The organism is Paenibacillus crassostreae, assembly GCF_001857945.1.
Taxonomy (GTDB): Bacteria; Bacillota; Bacilli; order Paenibacillales; family Paenibacillaceae; genus Paenibacillus_AQ; species Paenibacillus_AQ crassostreae.
This window is the reverse complement of the sequence record NZ_CP017770.1, coordinates 547873-567610: the sequence shown is the minus strand read 5'-3', so window position 1 is coordinate 567610 and position 19738 is coordinate 547873. Positions and strand designations below refer to the sequence as shown.

Genomic DNA, 19738 nt, shown 5'->3' with positions numbered 1-19738 from the left:
TAATAAATTTATAATAAGAAATAGGGGGAATAAAAATGAAATTTGCTAAAATGTTATTAGTTGCAGGTGTATCGGTTGCTTTATTATCAGGTTGTGGTGCTAATGAAGAGAAAGCGGCTAATGAAGCTGCTCCAGCTACAGAACAAGCAGATGTTGTAACAACAGCATCACTTGTAAATGAAGGAGAAGCATTCACTAAAGCTGTAAGTGCAGATGGAACATGGATCATTGCTATTCTAAATGATGTAACCATAGATCAAGACGTTACCGTTGCTGGTGAATTCCGTAATAAGAACGAAGCGGAAGGCGATATCTATCGTAAGATTGCCCTTTATGCACAGGATGCGGATCACAAAGTGACTGCAACATACACACTTACAGTACCTAAATTAACTGTACAAAGTGAGAATTTGAAAGCTCAAGGCGGAACAATCAAAGGTGACGTTTATGTAGAAGCCAATGGATTTACTTTAACTGAAGATGCAACGATCGATGGTAATCTTTACTTTGCTAGCGAAGATGTAAAAGCAACTGCAGTACTTGAAGGTAAAGTAACTGGAGCAACTGAAGTTAAATAATCTCGTAATCATACTGATCATTAATATAAATAGCCTGTATGCAGAGCCTCGTAATCGTGGCTTTGTATACAGGCCTTTTTTCGTTTTACACAAAGATGAGAACATAACCTTAAGCATGAATAACGATAATGAAATATCAATCCTGATCAGTTAAGTTGTGACATGTATTCATATGGAGTTATTCCGAACACACTCTTAAAATGCCTGTTCATGTGAGTTAGATCCACAAATCCGCATTCCGCCACTGCCAAATAGATATCTTTGTTTTTCTCAATGGAATGCTTGGCATGTTCTACCTTACAATTCAGAAAAAACTGATAGGGTGATATTCCTGTATAAGTTTTAAACTCACGAATAAACTGATATTTGGACAGGTCAAATTCTTTACAGAGATCGTCAAGCTTAAGCACATTTTCTATATTGCCAAACATCATTTCTTTTGTTTTTTTAACAAGTTTATTATTTTTTCTATGGGGTGTATCTATTTCTGTATTGGATACATAGTCGACTAGAGTTAATAGCAGTTCATTGCATAGTGATTCTTCTTTTCCGTTCTGGATTGCATGGCTTAGGGATAATATACATTGTGCTAAGCTGGCATCGTAGATGATTGGAGATGAGAAATTCACTAATTCTTTCTTTTTCGATATCTCTAAGAATAGATCCGGCTTGATATAGAGCATGACATATTCAATACCAGATTTATCATATGACCTACCGTCATGCGACTGCTCGGGATTAAACAGCATTACGCCATTTTTATGGGATGATTGAAAACTACCGTCTAGGTTATATTGCTGAATGCCACGCAGGGTTACACCGATCGCATATTCCTCGTGGCAGTGCTTTTTATATGTGAAATCAGTCATACTCGCCGATAAGGCCAGAATATCTGTTGACTTTCTATAGTTGAATTTCTCCATACTCTTCGCCTCCCAATCTCTATAGGATCCCCGAAACCAATATTGCAGAGTACACTAAAAAGAGCGCCATCAGGACATTAATCACCTTTTGATGGTTCTGCAGATAACTTCTGAAGATCGTACCAAATATAACCCAGGTCGTAAATGCCAAAAAACCGATAACTGATATTATTATAACAAATAGGAACGATGCAAGTGATGATGTATAATAGGGCAACACATAACTAGGTATAACGGTTACCGTAAACAATAGCACCTTTGGATTTACAAATTGCATTAGTAAGCCAGAGACAAAATTAGCTGGTTGATGATTTTTAGTTTCCGTTGAACCCATTTGATAGATTTGGTAAGCAAGATAGAGCATATAAAAACCGCCGATGATCCGCATAATACTCAAAATATTCGGAATGATCTCAACAAGAATGCGGTTGAGTATGGAAGATGTGGCGAGTAACAAACCAAAAGCTATAGTGGCCCCATATACATACTGCATTGTTTTTCTGGCGCCAAAGTGTTGTACGGAAGATAAAATAACAATATTGGTAGGTCCAGGTGTAATTGTAACCACAACACAATAGATCAAAAAGGATGTTAAATTCATGTTAAACCTCCTATAAAAGTATCACATGAATATACACCTTTCATCTAGCATGCTTATAGTATATTATTGCAGTCAGTTAAACTTGGATGAAACAGTTCTAGTAAATGGAGTGATAAAATTTGAATTCTCATGAATGTTTTTTAAAGCAGATTCAGCTAAAAAGACAGGGTATCCCATCTTACGATAACTATCCATTTAATTTAGGGGTAATTAAGAGTCTCCATAAGCTTGATCTCCACCCTAAGGTAACCTATATAGTTGGTGAGAATGGAATGGGGAAATCAACTCTAATGGAGTCAATTGCAGTAGCGTGGGGGTTTAATCCTGAGGGTGGAACGATTAACTTTTCTTTCTCGACTCGATCTACTCATTCTGACTTGTATGAATATATTCAATTGATTAAAGGTCCTTATAGACCTAAAGATGGCTTCTTTTTTAGAGCTGAAAGTTATTATAACCTCGCTACGAATATAGATGATCTCGATAGTCAAGATTCATCCGATCGCCCAATTAAAGAATCTTATGGTGGGAAGTCTTTACACGAGCAGTCACATGGTGAGTCGTTTTTTTCAACATTCGTGCATCGCTTCGGAGGTAAAGGATTATATATTTTGGATGAACCAGAGGCTGCATTGTCCCCTCTCCGCCAAATGGCGATGCTTGCACGAATTCATGAACTGGTTCAACAAAACTCACAATTTATCATTTCAACTCATTCACCAATCCTGATGGCATACCCAGACTCAATTATATATAATCTAAATCCAGATGGCATCGAAATGAGTTCTTTAGAGGAAACCGATCATTACGTGATTATGAAGGAGTTCCTTAATAATAAAGATAAAATGCTGAATCAGTTATTTGAAAGTGAAGCGGAAGACGAATGAAGAAAGTTACGAGTATGAGTTAAGCTTACGAGCTAATTACTATATCGAAAGGTGGGATATAAATGGAGAAGCAGAAGTTAATACGTATCTTTGATAAGCAAGCAACCCAATATGAGAAAAAAAGAGAAAACCCAGAACAACACCGTTGGCGTCAACATCTTTTAAGCCACGCGAAGGGCGAGGTGCTTGAGCTTGCAGTAGGAGCAGGTGCTAATTTCCCATTTTATCCTCCAGCAATTAAGGTTACCGCAACTGACTTTAGTGACACGATGCTTGAGAAAGCAAAACGAGCGGCAAAACAATATCATATTGACGGTGAATTTCTTTGTTCTGATATTGAAGAAATGAACTTTTCCGACCAATCATTCGATACTATTGTATCTACGTTATCATTTTGCAGTTATGATAATCCATCAATGGTGTTGGATAAAATCAATCGGTGGTGTAGGCCGGATGGGCAAATCCTTCTCATGGAACATGGGATCAGCTCTAACCTTGCGTTTTCCACTGTCCAAAAAGTACTTAATCCGCTTTTATATCGTGCTTATGGATGTCACCATACAAGAAACATTATGGAACTAATTCGAGAGTCAGGTCTCAAAATCAATAAGGTGGAAAGCTACTGGCTTAACACAGTTCATCTTATTTGGGCGAACCCGAGGTAATAAGTCAATAAATATGAACCAGTCTAACTTAAGGAAAAGAGGAGTAATTCTTTATGAAAAAAAATATTGTTATCATTTTTTTAAGCATCATTATCGTTTTGTTATTTGTTTATATGTTCTTGGGTAAAAGTGTTGAATATGAAGTTGTAGCAATAGAAGATGCTCCTACTTCGATTCAAGCTGCTATTCGAGAAAATAATGATAAATTGAGATTTAGTATATTTCAAGATGGAACCAATACATACATATACTACAAAACCGACCATGCTGCTAATGAATATATAACTACTGATTTAGTATTAAAGGTTAAAGGGGGTAAGTATATAGCAGCTGCAGAAGTTACATATGCAGTGAACGATGGAAATGTAAATTACGATAAATTAATAAAACTTGAAAAAGTACTAGATAAAGATATTCTACTAACTGAAAAGAATACTCGTTGATCGAATCCGTTTCAGATTGAATGATCGGGCAATTCCCGAAGTCGAAAATTCCGGTTTTCAGGTATTTGAACAAGTTTGAACTCATAAATAACGCTCCTCTACATTTTTCGTAACCGCTTTCAGTAAAATTATAATTGATTATCATAATAAGGTTTATTAGGTGAGGTGGGATTCAGACTTTGAAATCAAAAAGGTTGTTTTTATCCCTTCGGATGAAATTTATTATTCTTTTATTAGTGCTGATTACGATACCATTTTTCTTAATTGGATTTATTACATATAAGCAATATTCGAGAAATGTAGAGGCGGATGCAATTACTTATACAGAGCAGATAATAGACCAGATAACTATTAATTTAGATCGCTATATCAAAGATATGGACAGATTAACCTTGGCGCCATATTACGACAATAATGTCATTGGCATTCTTAATGCACATTTATCGACGACTAACACGAGTGGCAATTTCGTTAAATCGGAAGAAGCGGCAAAAATGAATCTGATGATTTCGTCGCTTGCCATTGATCGCAGCGAGCTTCAGAGCATTACTATTTTCGCTAATGACGGCACGATATTCAGTAATTTGCAAGAAAGTATCGCTAAGAATTGGGCGTATGAAGACAATCATTGGATGGACGATGTGATTGCAGCGAATGGCGATCTAGTCATTATCCCGCCGCATACGGTGAATTACTATATTGGTCAGAATAAAGAGGTCGTTTCGATTGCAAGAGTGGTTAGGGCAACGCTGACGAATGAACAATTGGGAATTGTGAAGGTCGATCTCACGGAGACCGGATTTCGAAAAATTCTCGGTTCAGCCAGTTTTAGCCCGAATAGTCAGCTCTATGTCTCGGATCGTCAAAATAAGCTGTTGTATCCGCTTCATGGCAAGGTTGATTTGATTGCAACAGGACCTAAAATAACCATAGACGGGGAGACATTAATTACAGCGACCAAACAATCTGGTTATACAGGCATGAAAGTAACGGTGCTAATCCCACAAGATGATATGAAGGTGGGTGCACGCCAATTAACTCGCTCTACACTCTTCATTTCTTTAGGAGCTATTCTGCTCGCTTATTTTTTTGCAGGAATTGCTTCAGGAAGATTAGTTAAGCCAATAAGACATCTCCAAATGAAGATGAGGAAGGTCCAAAAAGGTGATTTTCAAGAACGGGCGGTAGTGACAACGTATGATGAAATTGGGCAGCTTACTTTTGGTTTTAATATTATGGTCACTGAAATTGAAAGATTGGTTAAGGAAGTATACGAGAGTAAGCTGCGTGAACAGGAAGCTGAATTCTACGCACTACAGAGTCAGATGAATCCTCATTTTATATATAATACGTTGGAATCTATTAATTCACTTGCTTTGCAATCCAATCAATTCGAGGTATCTGATGTGGTTGTGAACCTGGGGCGTCTTCTAAGGTATACCGTAGATCGACAGGACAAATATGTTTTTTTGAAAGATGAAATTTCTTTTGTGAAAGCCTATTTGGATATTCAATCAACACGCTTAGGAATTAACCTTTCTACAGAATTTTATATTGAAATCGGTCATGACTACCTATTAATTCCGAAGTTAATCCTACAGCCATTAGTTGAGAATGTGATAGAACATGCCCTTGAAGATGATCCGGTTACGGTCAAAATCATGTCTACAATAGAAGAGGAAGATCTTATCATTCTCATTGAAGACAATGGTGCTGGAATGACAACTGAACGTATGGCCTATGTTAAAAAGCATATATATGCAGAGCGGGATGAAACGCTTAGACAACGATTTGGGGAAAAGAAAAAGGAGTTTGCGCTTCGGAATGTGCATCGGCGATTGTATTTACTGTACGGAGAAGGTTATGGTCTGTTTATTAATGGGGCAAAGGATAGAGGCATTCAATTAACGTTACGTTTCCCATTACGCTACGAGGAGGATAATTAACCTATGCTTCAAATTCTACTGGTCGAGGATGAAATTAATTTGCGTTCACGATTTCGCAAGCTGCTTGAGGATGTGATTGGAGGTTGCAAGGTAGTAGGTGAAGCATCGAACGGTCTGGAAGCTCTGGAATGGCTTAAAACCAATGTCACAGAAATCGTTATTACAGATATTCGGATGAAGGACATGAATGGAATCGAGCTGATGAAACGTTTGAAGGAACAAAGTCCTTCCATGCCAATGGTGATTATCAGTGGTTACAGTGATTTTGCCTATGTAAGAGAAGCGTTGCGTTATGAAGTAACCGATTATTTGCTTAAACCGCTAGATCGAGTTGAGCTGGCACATGTCATCCAAAAGTTGACTAATAAGCTTAAAGGAAATAATACAATTCATATGGAGCAACCTTTGCAGACTTTATCAACTAATACTATGAGTTCAGATCCTGTAGATGTGGTGAAGGAGCGTCAAATCATTCGTAAAATTAAAGAAATTATCACATTACGGTTGGAACAGGATATTTCTTTGCAATATTTGGCTGATCAGGTACATCTGAATCATCGATATTTATCGGTGTTATTTAAAACGGAAACAGGTATTAATCTTTCCGATTACGTAACGAAGTGCCGTATGGAGAAAGCAAAAGGGTTGTTAAAGCATACGCAGCTAAAAATTCAAGATATTTCGCGACTCGTGGGATATCCAAACAATAAATATTTTATGTCTGTGTTTAAACAAGTAGTGGGTTTTACACCTACGGAGTACCGGGATCATGATCATTAATACTCAGCACGTTAATAATAGTTCAATACAATTCAAACCTTTTCTGAACATTAGGTCATTATAATGGAGTGGCCATCTTTTATATAATCAAATTATGAAAGCGCTCCATAAATAGTGATTTCAAAATTTAAAGGGGGTAAATACCTATGAAAAAAGGTGCAACGATCATCATGTCACTGCTGCTCATGTTGGTTATGATCGCGGGCTGCGGTACAAATAAGACGGAGGTTAAAGGAAATACAGAGCAAGCAACAACAGCACCAGAAGCAACGGAAGCTTCACAAAAGGAAGTCACACTGAAGTTCAGCATCTGGGGAAATGATACACATAAACAGATGTATGAAGATATGATCGCGAAATTTAATGAACAGAACCCGAATATTCAAGTAGAAATTATGGTCATTCCGTTAGCTGATTATCAGCAAAAGTTGACGATTATGCAAGCTTCGAGAACAGCGCCGGATATTGCATGGTTAGCCGAACGGATGATTCCGCAATTTATTTCGACAGATGCTTTGCTGGATATTTCCGATTTGAAATCAGATGAAGCGTATAATTTTGCTGATATTTTTCCATCAGGTCTTGAATTGATAAGTAAGGGTGACAACCATTATGGTATTCCATTTTCAACACCACCTTCAATGATCTACTACAATAAAACACTATTTAAAGAAAAAGGTCTGGTAACACCGACAGAACTTTATATTGAGGGCAAGTGGAATTACGACGAATATTTGAAGGCGGCAAAAGCACTTACGGATTCCTCCAAGGGCATATATGGCACTAATCTTATTCGGAATGGGTGGGAGAATTGGCCTGATGCGTTGCAAACGCTTTTTAACGCTTATGGAGCAGAATTAATTAACAAAGAAGGTACAGAATTCACATTGGATTCGAGCCAAGGGGAGCAAGCCTTGCAATTGTTTTCGGATATGATTTTTAAAGATGGTGTTCATCCGAAGCCGGGTGATCAAACGACATTTGATTCAGGAAAAATAGCGATGCAAAAAGAATTGTTCAGTTATATGGGTAAAGCCAAGGCGGTTACGGATTTTGAATGGGATATTGCACCTTTGCCAGCTGGACCCAATGGACTTGGAACAACACTCGGGTACGCTGCAGTTACCCTTTTCAAAGATTCACAACATCCTGAGGAGGCCATTGAATTCCTGAAATATATTACAAATCCAGATAACATGACCATCACATCTCAATATTTTGTGCCTAGTCGTAAAAGTGTACTTGAATCAGATGCTTTCTTAAACCAAGGTCCGTCTGCTGAAAGTATGAAACTGGCTGTAATTGATCAAATGGCTGCAGCGCAAACTTTACCAAGCTTTAAGGATTGGGCAAAAATTGATTCGAATATGAAATCAGTGCTTGATTATTTATATTCGCAATCTGGAACAGTCCAAGAAGTATTGAAGAATGCAGATGAAGCGATTACACCTTTGTTAAAGTAAGTCCAAGAAAGGAAAGAGTGCCGTGAATATTACGGGCGTAAAAAATGCTCAAGCTGAAGAATACAGGGTTCAGGCAGGACTAGGGAAACGCAAAAAAAGTCGTCTGCATCGCAGTGAAGGCTGGTTTGCTTGGCTCTTTATTTCACCGATGGTTTTGGGTTATATTTTGTTTTTATTTGTCCCGATTGTTGGTGCTTTTTTTATGAGTTTTACCGATTATTCCTTACTTCATACATCGTCTTTTATTGGTCTGGACAATTATAAAAAGGCGTTTAGCGAGGATCCGCTTTTCTGGAAGTCTGTAGGACAAACGCTTTATTTCTCTGCAGGGTTGATTCCTTTAAATCTTTGCTTAGCTTTAGGATTGGCAGTATTGCTTAATCGAAAAATACCGGGAATCGGATTGTTTCGTACAGCTATTTTCACACCTGTCGTTACCTCGATTGTGGTGTGGGCGATCGCCTGGAAATATATTTTCGCAACGGAATCAGGTCTTATAAATGAAATATTACAGCTGTTTCACATTCAGGGACCCGCGTGGTTATATAATTTTCAATTGGCAATGCCTGTGGTGATCATCGTAAGTGTATTAAAAAATGTAGGATTGAATATGGTTATTTTTCTTGCTGCGCTGCAGGATGTGCCCAAATTATATTATGAAGCCGCGAGGATAGACGGTGCCTCTAAATCAAAAATGTTTACTCATGTAACGTTGCCGATGATTTCGCCTTCAATCTTTCTGGCTCTGATCCTAACCCTGATAGGTTCGTTAAAGGTATTCTCGCAAATCCAAGTGATGACGGATGGAGGTCCGGGTACGAGTACTTACGTACTTGTGTACTATATTTACCAGCAAGCTTTTAAAATATTTGATTTTGGGTATGCATCTGCAATAGCTTTTATATTGTTTTTCCTTGTACTGGTATTGACCATCTTACAATGGAATATGAGAAAAAGGTGGGTACATCATGAAGAGTAAAAAGCTGGCTATAGTAGTGAAAAATCTGCCGATCTATTTGTTATTATCCTTCGTTTCCATCCTAGTTATATTTCCTTTTTTCTGGATGGTAACTACGGCACTTAAGCAGCAGACCAAAATTTTCATGTTCCCGCCACAATGGTGGCCTGATCCCTTTGTATGGTCGAACTTCTCGGATGTGTTCAAAGCTCAGCCGGAGTTTCCACTTTATTTCTTTAATAGTGTATATATCGGAGTCCTTGTTACTGTAGGAACTTGTGTGTTTGCCGCTCTGGCAGGATATGCATTTGCTAAACTTCACTTTGCTTTAAGACATATCGTATTTCTTGTGTTACTGACAGGAATGATGATCCCAACAGAGGTTACAGCGATTCCGATGTTTATTTGGTTTACGAAACTCCATTTGACAGATACACATTTTCCGTTGATTGTGCCGCCGATGCTTGGCGCAGGTGGAATGTTTGGTGTTTTTCTGCTCCGCCAATTTTTTATCACAGTGCCTGGTGAGTTAGATGAAGCGGCCAAAATAGATGGCTGCTCGCCGTGGACGACGTTCTGGCGTATCATGCTTCCGTTAGCAGGGCCAACATTAGCTACACTAGCCATTTTTACATTTCTGCATAGCTGGGATAACTACTTTGATCCGCTTATTTTTATTAGCTCCAATCATTTATTTACACTTCCCGTGGGTCTTAAGTTATTCACGGATACAGCGGGGACCGAATGGCAGTTACTTATGGCGGCTTCTGTTATGGCAACCGTACCCCTTCTAGTCGTTTTCTTCCTGGCCCAGAAAAAATTTATTGAAGGTGTTGCATTAACCGGACTGAAGTAGGACAGAAAGGAAGTTAACTCTCATGACAAATCAAATTGCATCCATTATAGAAGCCGACGTAGTTGTAGTCGGAGCGGGTCCAGCAGGTATACATGCAGCTTTAGCAGCAGGGCGGGGAGGCGCGAAGACGGTATTGATCGAACGTTATGGTTTTGCCGGAGGGATGTCTACAGCAGCCTTGGTATATCCGTGGATGACCTTCCATACGACGGAGGGTAAGCAGGTAATCAAAGGGACGGGCCAAGAAATGGTGGATCGATTAACCGCTTTGAATGCCTCCCCTGGACATGTACGCGATACGTGTGGATTTGTGCATACCATTACTCCCTTCCATCCCGAAGTCTATAAAGTACTTGCAGTAGACATGCTTAAAGAAGCCGGCGTGCGCTTACTGTTTCACAGTTTTGTTGATGACGTCTCGGTAAAGGATAACAGCATTAACGGGGTAACAGTGACTACTAAATCTGGACGGATTAAGCTGAAGGGTCGTATCTTCATTGATACTTCCGGTGATGCGGATTTGGCTTACTTGTCCGGAGCGCCTGTTCTTCAAGGTCGCGAAGGAGACCACTTGACGCAACCCATGACGATGAAGTTTCGTATGCGAGGTGTTAATTTATCTAAGGTTAAAGCATATATTATCGAACACCCGGATGAATTTTATCACAAAACTCCGTTTGATGAGCTGCCTGATCTATATTTGTCTGCTGTTCAAGGGTTTTATAAACATTGGAAGGAAGCAGATCTACCAATTAAACGGGACCAAGTATTATTTTTCAGCGGGCCAGAGGCCGATGAGGTACTGGTGAATATGACACGCATCCAGGGTTTGGATGGAACCAATGTTGAAGATCTTACGTTAGCAGAGGAATTGGGACGCAAGCAGGTACTAATGGTAGCTGATTTTATGAAGAGATCTTTACCCGGTTTTGAAGAAGCGAGCATCTCACAGGTAGGCACCCAGATTGGGATTCGTGAGAGTCGTAGAATTGAAGGGCAGTATATTCTTTCAATGCATGATGTTATTGAGGGTAAACGGTTTGAGGATGTAATTGCCCGGAGTGGATACCCCATTGATGTGCACGCACCATCCGGGAATAATGTTAATGTGTCATGGATTGAAGGGGATGGCGCTTATGATATTCCTTATCGTTGTTTGCTTCCGCAGAATATTGATAACTTGCTTGTGGGCGGAAGATGTATCTCTACTTCACATGAAGCCTTAGGGACAACGAGATTGTCTCCAAGCTGTATGGCTACGGGACAGGCGAGCGGAACGGCTGCGGCACTTGCAATTAAACACAATATCTCACCTCAGGATGTAAGTATTAAAGAACTGCAAGCATTGCTGTATCAGAATGGTGCTATTTTGGATTAATAATATAGAATGAAGATAGATCGTCCCCCGGCTGACATTTGCCCTGTTAGAAAGATCTTGGATCGTTATATAATCAGAATAGACCAAATCGAAGTGAATTAACTGTATCTGAACAAAATATTTGAAAGCGAGGCACTATCAAATGGAATATGTGAAACTTGGAAATACTGGCTTAGATGTATCACGACTTTGTCTTGGCTGTATGGGCTTTGGTGTGGCAGAGAAGTGGATTCATCCATGGGTACTGGAAGAAGAGCGCAGTCGTCCCATTATTAAAAAAGCCATTGAGTTAGGGATCAACTTTTTTGATACTGCGAATGTGTATGCGGATGGAACAAGTGAGGAAATTGTGGGACGGGCCCTCAAGGATTATGCGAATCGGGATGAAATTGTCCTCGCGACCAAGGTCAATTTCCGTATGCATGAAGGTCCAAATGGTGCCGGACTTTCACGAAAGGCAATTATGAGTGAAATTGATAAGAGTCTGAAGAGATTGGGAACAGATTACGTCGATTTATACCAAATTCATCGCTGGGATTACAATACACCTATTGAAGAGACGATGGAAGCCCTGCATGATGTTGTGAAGGCTGGGAAGGCAAGATACATTGGTGCTTCTGCAATGTACGCATGGCAGTTCCAGAAGGCGTTATATGTAGCTGAGAAAAATGGATGGACCCGTTTTGTATCGATGCAGAACCATTTAAACCTATTATACCGTGAAGAAGAGAGAGAAATGTTGCCGCTTTGTAAGGAAGAAAAAATCGGTGTGATTCCATACAGTCCACTCGCATCGGGAAGATTGACACGTGATTGGTCGGAAACAACACATCGTTCTGAAACTGATGAAGTTCAGAAATCTAAGTATGATGCCACTGCAATTACTGATCGATTGATTGTGGAGCGGGTTGCAGCTATCGCAGAACAACGAGGCGTATCCCGCGTTCATATTGCCCTAGCCTGGCTGTTGCAGAAAGAACCGATATCAGCTCCTATTATCGGGGCAACGAAAAACTCTCATCTTGAAGATGCGGTAGGTGCTCTTTCAATTACGTTAACACCTGAAGAAATTGCATCGATGGAAGAGCCATATGTTCCTCATCCAGTAATTGGTGCTCTATAATCAGTGATAACAAAAAAAGTAAAGTCTACCGATGTAAACGATCGGTAGACTTTATTCAATTCCCGTGAAAATTAAATCTGTACAGGTGACGCTCCTGAATTATTCTTTTAAGAAACAACTTTCAAACCAATCGTTGCACCTAATACTATAGCTATACAAACAAGCCTTTTCCAATCCTTGGATTCACTATATAATAACATTCCTATTAAGGTACCAACAACGACACCAATGCCTGTCCAAATGGCATAGGCTGTTCCCATAGGTAGAGTTCGTAATGAATAACCTAGTAATAAAAGACTTATACCAAATCCCAAAATTAATAAAATAATAGTCTGCCAATTACGACTTTTATTCAATTGATTAATCATTGCGACACCAAATGCTTCAAATAATCCCGCTAAAATTAAAGTAAACCAAGCCACTAGGATTCAACTCCTTCTTTACCTTTGCTATCTGTAATCAATTTCAAGCCAATAACACCGGATAATAATAGTATAATTAAAAATATCTTTTCCCATTTAAAGGACTCACCAAAGAAGAGAATCTCAGAAATGACAGTACCTGCTGTACCTAATCCCACAAAAACAGCATAAACAGTTCCAGCGGGAAGTACTTGTGCTGCTGTAATCATTAAATAATTACTCACAATAATTGCAACTACCGTTCCAGTCCAAGTCCAAAAATCATATGAGTGGGCTAATCCAATCACCCAAAATATTTCTAGAAAAGCAGCGATGAATACTTTCATCCAGTTTGTATTCATTTAAACAACACCTCCGTTTTTTTATTGTTACCAAAAAGCAAAAAAAGCCAAAGAGATAACTGTAAAACAGTATCTCCCAGGCTTTTATCCTTCCGTGGCACAGCATAGCTGTGAGTTTTCTCTCGGACCAGACCAACATTTATTGTTGCGGAACCCTAGAAAACATTCAACATATGCAATTAATTTGTATTATATACACTTTTAAATCATAGTCAAGATTAGAATAATCTCGGAGAAGGGTGCATTGCATGAACAAAACAGACCGTTTGTTAGCTATAGTGCTTGAACTACAGCGAAATAAAGTGTTACGAGCCGAGGATTTGGCTGCTACATTTGAAACAAGTGTGAGGACCATCTACAGGGATATTCAGGCTTTGAGCGAAGCTGGTGTATCCGTGATAGGAGCACCAGGGCAGGGATACTCCTTAATGGAGGGATACTTCTTGCCGCCAGTTAGTTTCACAGTGGAAGAAGCAGTGGCTTTACTTATTGGAACAGATTTTATCGAGCATTGGTTTGATGCCTACTATGGCAGTAAGTCTCGAACTTCTAGAGGGAAGATTGAAGCCATCCTACCGGAACCGATCTGCAGTGAGGCATCCCGGATTCGCAAGAGTTTTCGTTTGATTACAACGGCAAAGGATGTAGTACGAATACAAGAGAAGGCTTTCTTGGAAGCGATTCGGCGAGCGATACTGGAGGAAAGGAAAATAAGATTTCGCTATTCTAAAAGAATCGCTGAAGTCGATGGAAACCGCCAAAGTGTTCGTACAGTTGCTCCTTATGGACTTGTGCTTCATCAAGGGTCATGGGTACTCATCGCATGGTGTGAATTGCGTCAAGAGATCCGTCATTTCCGGTTGTCCCGGATGAGTGAGCTTATCGATCTAGAAGATAGATTTATGCTACCGGCGGATTTTCATTTAGATGTATACCAGCCACCAGACGATCGCAATATTCGTGTGCGCATCCAGGTCCAACCTGATATTGCCGATAAGGTTAGAGAATCGAACAACTTCTATATAGAAACCGTAGAGGATCACACAGAAGGATTGCTGGTGACCTTTCGCGTTCGAGAGCCTGAAGAATTACTGCACTCCGTGCTCGCCTGGGGAAGCAGTGTGGTTGTACTAGAGCCGGAATCTTTCCGACATCGGGTTAGAGACGAACTGGAAAAAACGTTAAAACGCTACTGACATAATGGTGTCAGTAGTGTTTTTGTATACTAAGATAAAAAGATGACTAAAGGGGCTAATAATTGATGATTACAACAAAGGAAGCATTACAACGTTTTGAGGAGACTGCGATATATTATATTCATGAACTGGATCAATTCAATCTGGATCAGCTGAAGCAAAAGCCAAGTGACAACGAGTGGTCCATCGGGCAGATGGTTCAACATCTCATTAGCTCGGCGCTTTATATGCAGCTTCGTAATCTTGATCAATGCTTGGTGCCAAATGAAGAACTCAAGGTACCTCAAGCACTAAAAAGCGAGGTTGGTGCAACTGTATTTGGGCAAGGAAGTTTCCCACCCATTCGGATTCAGGTTCCGCCTTCCGCACAATATACCCCGGAGCAACCGGAAAACAAAGAACAGCTAATTCAAGGATTACACACTGTCATCCAGAGAATGAAAGAGATTGAACCGATCCTTGTGCAAGCGTCCAAAGAAAATACGATGCCTCATCCGTCATTCGGTGGACTGTGTGCGGAGGAATGGTTTCTGCTTGTTGAAATGCATTACCGTCATCATCTTCTACAGCTGGATCGCTTAAAACAAGGATTGGTTTAGAAAGCGAGATAAACATTTATTGAAAAATGAAGGGAATTCAAGACCATTATCAATGGCTACTTCAGATCGTCGAAGAGATGATGGAATTCTTTGTTATCGATTTGTTGAAAATGCCAAGTGATAAACCGATTATTATTGATTTAGGAATAAATCTTGTACATCGAATCCAAAGGAAACGATTAAGCACAGTAACAAATCTATGATTAAGTTTTCAAATGAGATTAAAAAGGCCTGCGTTAAGAATGATGTAGCGATAGCCTGCTCATTTTTTAGCTATGACTTTTCTAATGAAGTTTCGTAGTTTATTACGTTAATGTAGACACTTTAATAGACTTAAGAGTATTCTTATATGTATTTTAGATAAGGTACTGCACCCTAATCACAACCAAAACTAATGGAATATATGAATAGCTAAAGGAGGTCCATATGTTTGAAATCTCATACCTCTGACCGTATTAAAATCCCGCCAGGATTCTGGGCTGGATTACGTCAATTAGGGATTCAAGCCCACGACGTAGCTCGCAAAGCACAACTGCCGCTCACCATTATTAATGGACCAGTAGTCACCAACGCCCAATATTTAGCAATCTGGCAGGCTTATTCAGATCTTATAGGGGACACTGCTGAAGGAATCATCAAGCTTGTGACCGTCTTTGAAACAGCGCAGTACCCACCGACCGTCTTAGCAACTTACCACGCACGGGACTACCGAGATGCTCTAAACCGAATGGCTCGGTACAAACAACTGTGCCCGCCCGAAAGCTTACGTATCATCGAGGATGGTGAGAACTGTACAATCGAACTGGAATGGTTGGTTACCGAGCAATCCGGTCCTCCGTTGCTGGTTGGTATTACGCTAGCAATTCTTCTGGAGCTTGGACGACGTGGCACAGGTCAACCTTTGACAGCCCGGTTAGTCGAATTTGCGCACTCCATGGGCGATGTACAAGCCCTTGAATCGTATTTCGGGTGCCGTATCCGGGTTGGTGCAGAGTGTAACCGATTAACATTACATCGCAAAGATCTAGACCGTCCCTTTGTCTCGTACAACGAGGAGTTACTGGAGATCCTGACTCCCGTTTTAGACCAATCGTTGGATGAACAGCAACTCAGTCGCTCAAATACCGAGATGGTCAAATGGATCATGAAACGTAGCCTAACAGGAGGTCGTCCTGATATTGAGGCTATCGCGAAGGAAATGGGTATGAGCGATCGCACCTTGCAGCGCCGACTTACTGACGAGAACACGAACTTTAAGCAACTGTTGGCACAAGCAAGACATGAGCAGGCACGAGAGTATTTGGCAGATCCCTCACTCGATATTAAAGAAGTGGCTTTCTTGATAGGATATGAAGACCAGAACTCATTCTATCGCGCATTCCGCCAGTGGGAGGGTGATACTCCTGCCAATTGGCGTGCTGAACATATAGGTACAAACTCAATTTACTGAGTTTTATCTTTTGGCGTGTTATACAAGAACATTGGCGCGATGTGCTAGTTACTGAACAATCCATAGAAGGTAATATAATCACTATCCGGAGCACAAGACTGTTTGACAATCGACTTGAATCAGCTTGCCGTAAATGACTAACGAATGAAAGAGGCGATTTTTAAACTTATGGATATGGGATTAAACAATAAAACAGCTTTAGTGACAGGATCAACGAAAGGTATAGGCAAAGCAATTGCCATTGAACTTGCTAAAGAAGGTGTTAATGTACTCATTAATGGACGGAATTATGATGAGGTAGAACGAACTGTAAATGAAATTAAGTCAGATTTCCCGGCTACCTCTCCTCAAAACGTTACAGCCGATATTGTGGATATTGGGCAAAGAGAGGCACTATTTGAAAAGTACCCCAATGTGGATATTTTAGTCAACAATATGGGTATTTATGAAATTATGCAATATGAGGATGTTGACGATGACATATGGGAAAAATACTTCCGTACTAATGTTCTTGCTGCAAATGGACTATCTAAATTTTATTTACCTAAAATGTTGAAAAATGATTATGGTCGCATTATTTTTATCGCGAGTGAAGAAGCAATTATGCCTTCAGGACAAATGCCTCAGTATTGTATGACCAAATCCATGCTATTATCATTGTCAAAAACCTTATCTAAATTAACCATAGGAACAGAAGTTACAGTCAATACGATCATGCCAGGACCAACCCTCTCTGAAAATGTGTATCAAATAATTGATGGTATGTACCCTAATGAAGATATAACTTTTTCAGAAAAAGAGAAAAAATTCATGACTACAAACCTACCTCAATCTGAAATACAGCGCTTTATCAAACCTATTGAAATAGGTAGACTAACTACATTTGTATGTAGTCCTTATGCATCAGCATTTAAAGGCTCTCCAATCCGTATGGATGGGGGAATTGTACCGACTATTTATTAAATATATCTAACTTATTCTTGTATAAAAGAACCTTGAATTTACTCTCAAGGTTCTTTTATTTGACTCTGTACTAAGACCGAAAACCTTCACTCGTCATCTTCTCTATACAGAAGAGAAAGAATTATTGCAGTAAGATTGCGCTAACAGGCAGGCTAGTTTCATGAAAAGCGAAAGCTAAACATATTTTCTTATTAATCAACCTGACACTGGAGGTATCACGTATTTTGTAGTAGTATATAGATGAAAAGGAAGGTATTGTATATTTAGTTGAGATAGTTCGTGTCAAGGACAAAACTATGATTATATAAATGCATTTTTTTAACTGCAATTTTAGATTTTGATCGACTAAAGTATGACTATCCGCAACTTGATGTAGCTCGTGCTGTTATATCATGTGCCTTAGATGATAATTTAGATGTCTCCCTGGCTTCGGCGTTTATGGAAGGGTACAGTGAGGAACACAACGTGGTAGAGGGTTATTTAACATATTCATTACAGTTGTTGTGGTATATGGAAAGTACATGGTGGATTAATGCTAACATGGATCAACATAGTGTACCGCCAGCTCGCTTCGCAAAGGAAATGATTTGGCTTGCTGAAAGTCAAAAAAATATGTCCGCTTTGTTAGGAAATATTTAGACAACGCAAAACAATGAAGAGGAAAAGAATACTCATAATTAACCGCTTTTCGTTAAGCTTACGGATACTATAGCTCAATAAACATCAGGGGAAGACTTGCCAACAGTAATGGATCGGCAGGTCTTTTCCGCTAACGGGCAGATTAACAAAACCCAAGAACGACAGTTCGTGGTAATATTTCTTGATGGAACGTACAACTCTCGCAAGTAGTTGACCACGATGAAACGTATATAAAAAAGGTCTTGTTTACAAGGAGCTAAAACATGGATTACATTTCATCGAAAGAAGCGATGTTAAAGGTGAAACGGTGGCCTAAAGATACCATAGCGACGGGTCGTCGTCATACCGTGGGGCTTAAATCTGACGGCACGGTGACGGCTGTGGGTGATAATAAATATGGTCAATGTAATGTAAGCGGCTGGCGTGATATTATGGCGGTCGCGGCTGGTAATGTTCATATGGCGACGAACACGGGTAATGCACATACAATTGGTCTTAAATCTGACAGAACTGTCGCGGCTGTTGGTTGGAATAAGTATGACCAATGCGATGTAAACGACTGGCGCGATATTGTAATGGTTGCGGCGGGTTGGCGTCGTACCATTGGGCTTAAATCGGATGGCACGGTGGTAGCAGTGGGACGAAATAATGAAGGTGAATGCAATGTAAGCGGCTGGCATGATATTGTGGAGGTCGTGGCGGGTGACTGGCATACCATCGGTCTTAAATTAGACGGCACGGTGACGGCTGTGGGTAATAATCGGTATTGCCAATGCAATGTAAGCGGCTGGTGCGATATTGTGGAGGTCGCGGCTGGTTATCTTCATACAATTGGTCTTAAATCGGACGGTACGGTGACGGCTGTGGGTTTGAATAAACATGACCAATGCGATGTAAGCGGCTGGCGCGATATTGTGGCGATAGCGGTGGGTAGTAATCATACCATCGGCCTTAAATCGGACGGTACTATGGCAGCTGTGGGTTGGAATGAGTATGGCCAATGTAATGTAAGTGATTGGCGCGATATTGTGGCGATTTCGGCCGGTTGTGCCCATACCGTAGGGCTTAAATCGGACGGCACGGTGGTTGCTGTGGGTGATAATGAATATGGCCAATGCGATGTAAGCGGCTGGCGTGGCATCCAACTGCCCGGAAATTAGTTTTCAATATTAATAATAAAATACACAGCAACTTAGGAGATGAGAGCTCAATAAACAACACTACGAAGCTGCCGCAGATCGATCTGTGGCAGCTTCGTTGCGTTAACGGGGAACGCTAGTTCAGTAAAACAGATTAATGTTAGAAGAAAATAAAGTATTAGACTGAAAAATAAAGTGTTAGACTGGCTCCCGTTGGTTCAGTATCAGAAGAAATTAAAGTGCTATTTAGCCAATGTCTAAATCCATTTACAAGGGATTTTCCATCGTAACAATAGTGACGAATTTATCGATTATATCGAGGAAGGGACACTCTCAGACTGGATGCGCTAACAATTTACACAGTTTATTAACCCGTATTTAGAAACTA

Annotated in this window: 21 protein-coding genes and 1 riboswitch; of the genes, 17 read left to right on the top strand and 4 right to left on the bottom strand. The window is 40.0% G+C overall.

Annotated features, from left to right (window positions below; translation table 11 throughout):
- The first annotated feature begins 35 nt into the window (after window positions 1-35).
- The gene (locus tag LPB68_RS02710) at window positions 36-578 is read left to right on the top strand and encodes a polymer-forming cytoskeletal protein (RefSeq protein WP_068658091.1); all 543 of its coding nucleotides are present in this window, start codon (window positions 36-38) and stop codon (window positions 576-578) included.
- Between the two features lie 146 nt (window positions 579-724).
- Here the strand turns inward: LPB68_RS02710 and LPB68_RS02705 are convergent, their stop codons facing one another.
- Together LPB68_RS02705 and LPB68_RS02700 are read right to left on the bottom strand one after the other, a co-directional pair.
- A complete protein-coding gene (locus tag LPB68_RS02705; protein ID WP_068658093.1) occupies window positions 725-1501 on the bottom strand; it encodes an AraC family transcriptional regulator in 777 nt (258 codons plus the stop codon).
- Window positions 1502-1520: 19 nt separating this feature from the next.
- On the bottom strand, window positions 1521-2102 hold the full coding sequence (locus LPB68_RS02700) for a LysE family translocator (protein ID WP_068658095.1): 582 nt from the start codon (window positions 2100-2102) through the stop codon (window positions 1521-1523).
- 119 nt (window positions 2103-2221) lie between these two features.
- On the opposite strand from LPB68_RS02700, the gene LPB68_RS02695 reads away from it, so the two are divergent.
- The 10 genes from LPB68_RS02695 to LPB68_RS02650 all read left to right on the top strand — a co-directional run bounded on the left by LPB68_RS02695 (window position 2222) and on the right by LPB68_RS02650 (window position 12601).
- Window positions 2222-2989, top strand: a complete 768-nt coding sequence (locus tag LPB68_RS02695) for an AAA family ATPase (RefSeq protein ID WP_068658097.1) — start codon at window positions 2222-2224, stop codon at window positions 2987-2989.
- 62 nt (window positions 2990-3051) lie between these two features.
- Complete coding sequence (locus LPB68_RS02690; RefSeq protein ID WP_068658099.1) at window positions 3052-3654, top strand: class I SAM-dependent methyltransferase; 603 nt, start codon at window positions 3052-3054, stop codon at window positions 3652-3654.
- A gap of 53 nt (window positions 3655-3707) precedes the next feature.
- Complete coding sequence (locus LPB68_RS02685) at window positions 3708-4097, top strand: hypothetical protein (protein WP_068658102.1); 390 nt, start codon at window positions 3708-3710, stop codon at window positions 4095-4097.
- Between the two features lie 179 nt (window positions 4098-4276).
- Complete coding sequence (locus LPB68_RS02680; protein ID WP_068658104.1) at window positions 4277-6043, top strand: sensor histidine kinase; 1767 nt, start codon at window positions 4277-4279, stop codon at window positions 6041-6043.
- Between the two features lie 3 nt (window positions 6044-6046).
- Entirely contained in the window at window positions 6047-6823 is a 777-nt protein-coding gene (locus tag LPB68_RS02675; protein WP_068658106.1) for a response regulator transcription factor, read from the top strand.
- A 146-nt stretch (window positions 6824-6969) separates the two neighbouring features.
- Window positions 6970-8286, top strand: a complete 1317-nt coding sequence (locus LPB68_RS02670; RefSeq protein ID WP_068658108.1) for an ABC transporter substrate-binding protein — start codon at window positions 6970-6972, stop codon at window positions 8284-8286.
- Between the two features lie 22 nt (window positions 8287-8308).
- On the top strand, window positions 8309-9265 hold the full coding sequence (locus tag LPB68_RS02665; protein ID WP_332455179.1) for a carbohydrate ABC transporter permease: 957 nt from the start codon (window positions 8309-8311) through the stop codon (window positions 9263-9265).
- Window positions 9255-10100: a carbohydrate ABC transporter permease gene (locus LPB68_RS02660; protein ID WP_068658110.1), complete on the top strand. Its 846-nt coding sequence runs from the start codon at window positions 9255-9257 to the stop codon at window positions 10098-10100. The genes LPB68_RS02665 and LPB68_RS02660 overlap by 11 nt, the downstream gene beginning before the upstream one ends.
- Before the next feature lie 22 nt (window positions 10101-10122).
- A complete protein-coding gene (locus LPB68_RS02655; protein WP_068658112.1) occupies window positions 10123-11478 on the top strand; it encodes an FAD-dependent oxidoreductase in 1356 nt (451 codons plus the stop codon).
- A 142-nt stretch (window positions 11479-11620) separates the two neighbouring features.
- Window positions 11621-12601 (top strand): aldo/keto reductase, encoded by a 981-nt coding sequence (locus tag LPB68_RS02650; protein WP_068658114.1) that lies wholly within the window; start codon window positions 11621-11623, stop codon window positions 12599-12601.
- A 107-nt stretch (window positions 12602-12708) separates the two neighbouring features.
- Here the strand turns inward: LPB68_RS02650 and LPB68_RS02645 are convergent, their stop codons facing one another.
- The gene (locus tag LPB68_RS02645; RefSeq protein ID WP_068658116.1) at window positions 12709-13023 is read right to left on the bottom strand and encodes a DMT family transporter; all 315 of its coding nucleotides are present in this window, start codon (window positions 13021-13023) and stop codon (window positions 12709-12711) included.
- Complete coding sequence (locus LPB68_RS02640) at window positions 13023-13364, bottom strand: DMT family transporter (protein ID WP_068658118.1); 342 nt, start codon at window positions 13362-13364, stop codon at window positions 13023-13025. The genes LPB68_RS02645 and LPB68_RS02640 overlap by 1 nt, the downstream gene beginning before the upstream one ends.
- A 71-nt stretch (window positions 13365-13435) precedes the next feature.
- A riboswitch (guanidine-I (ykkC/yxkD leader) is annotated at window positions 13436-13534 on the bottom strand.
- Window positions 13535-13612: 78 nt separating this feature from the next.
- Between LPB68_RS02640 and LPB68_RS02635 the strand changes: the two genes are divergently transcribed.
- The 6 genes from LPB68_RS02635 to LPB68_RS02615 all read left to right on the top strand — a co-directional run bounded on the left by LPB68_RS02635 (window position 13613) and on the right by LPB68_RS02615 (window position 19371).
- On the top strand, window positions 13613-14560 hold the full coding sequence (locus tag LPB68_RS02635; protein WP_068658120.1) for a helix-turn-helix transcriptional regulator: 948 nt from the start codon (window positions 13613-13615) through the stop codon (window positions 14558-14560).
- Window positions 14561-14625: 65 nt separating this feature from the next.
- Window positions 14626-15159, top strand: coding sequence for a DinB family protein (locus LPB68_RS02630; protein WP_082865705.1), 534 nt, complete (start codon window positions 14626-14628; stop codon window positions 15157-15159).
- A 430-nt stretch (window positions 15160-15589) separates the two neighbouring features.
- Window positions 15590-16609 (top strand): AraC family transcriptional regulator, encoded by a 1020-nt coding sequence (locus LPB68_RS02625; protein WP_068658121.1) that lies wholly within the window; start codon window positions 15590-15592, stop codon window positions 16607-16609.
- Between the two features lie 168 nt (window positions 16610-16777).
- Window positions 16778-17572 (top strand): SDR family NAD(P)-dependent oxidoreductase, encoded by a 795-nt coding sequence (locus LPB68_RS02620; protein ID WP_068658123.1) that lies wholly within the window; start codon window positions 16778-16780, stop codon window positions 17570-17572.
- 465 nt (window positions 17573-18037) lie between these two features.
- Window positions 18038-18211, top strand: coding sequence for a hypothetical protein (locus LPB68_RS23835; protein ID WP_418303815.1), 174 nt, complete (start codon window positions 18038-18040; stop codon window positions 18209-18211).
- Between the two features lie 263 nt (window positions 18212-18474).
- Window positions 18475-19371: an RCC1 domain-containing protein gene (locus tag LPB68_RS02615; RefSeq protein ID WP_068658125.1), complete on the top strand. Its 897-nt coding sequence runs from the start codon at window positions 18475-18477 to the stop codon at window positions 19369-19371.
- The last annotated feature ends 367 nt before the right edge of the window (window positions 19372-19738 follow it).